Raw genomic sequence first — 1,209 nt, forward strand, 5'->3', positions numbered from 1 at the left:
TTTTTTTGCGAGAACTTCAACCAATCGACCTTTGACGTTTTGATGCCTGCCAATGAGAGTGGAGAATGACCGTTACGGTGCGAATAGTTGCTACTGGTGAAGGGCCTAAACCGATAAGCGCAGAACCATAGTTTCAGGAGGTTGTAAGCGTTTTGGGGGTTTTTGAATCCACACATTTGGAGGAGTTTCTTGTCCAATTCTTTGATGATGTTTTCCACTACGTTGGTGTCTCTCGGCAACTCTGGGTGAAAGAGATGGGCTGTCAATAGGTTGAAATTTCTCCTCAATGATTTGATAATCTCTTTATGATGTTTGGCTTCAAAGAGGTGCTCAATATGTCTTAAACGAACCAAAAGTTCGTCGGCATCGTTGAAATTAGTGGCGAAGAGGATGTTTTTAATATAGCTTCTAAGAAGCTCATTCTGTTTGTAGTATTTGCTTTTCTTCGACTTCGGGAGTTTCATGTCAACATAGCGAGAAAAGTGCGTAACGCATGCTTGGTGAGGCACACCAGGGAAAATCTGATCCACTAAGTTTACAAAAACCCTACCCTTCCCAAGGTCACTGACCACTGCGGTAACAGGGTAGTTGAAGATCTCTTTAATGATCAAGAAGAACTTTTCTGCCTCTTCTTCGCTTTCAGCCTCTGCCAACTGGAAGAAGAACGGATCGTTAGTACCTATGTCTACAGCTACAAGAACAACGGCTTCAGAGCCTGAGATCTTCACAGCTTTACCATCGACTCCCAAGATGCCACTCCATTGAGGATGAAGCTCTTGCGCAATCTCAATGGGACTCTTACCGTTTTGGCCAAAGTGGTTTACCCAGTCAAGTACAGCAAAAGGAGAAACACCAACACGGTTTGCAACACAGCGGTAGGAACCCTTATCCTCGATGACTCTTTTTACCGCATCACTAATGGTCGAGTAAGAACAATGCCTTCGTTTGGAGAAGAACCTCTTAGTGAAGCTTCTGTGGCAGTCATGACAATAAAACCTCTGAATTCTCTGAGTAGTTTTGCCTCGCGGACCGAGAGGCTCCTTGGGTGTGGTTCCATTTCTCTTGGTACGAAGCGAACCACAATGGGGACAGCGGAGTTTTTGTCATCAGAATACCTTTCTATTGAATTGACAAACCAATGTTTTTCTCTAAATATAATGAAAATAAAACATAATTGCGAGAAATAGCAACAATTAAACTAACGGTCCC

1 protein-coding gene is annotated in these 1,209 nt (G+C 43.3%); it reads right to left on the reverse strand.

Features of this window, described 5'->3' with window-relative positions; translation table 11 throughout:
- Positions 1-749, reverse strand: a 749-nt coding sequence (locus J7J62_04130; protein ID MCD6124342.1) for a transposase, incomplete at its 3' end; no start/stop codon positions are given.
- Positions 750-1,209 lie beyond the last annotated feature (460 nt).

The organism is bacterium (genome assembly GCA_021159335.1).
Taxonomy (GTDB): Bacteria; UBP14; UBA6098; order B30-G16; family B30-G16; genus JAGGRZ01.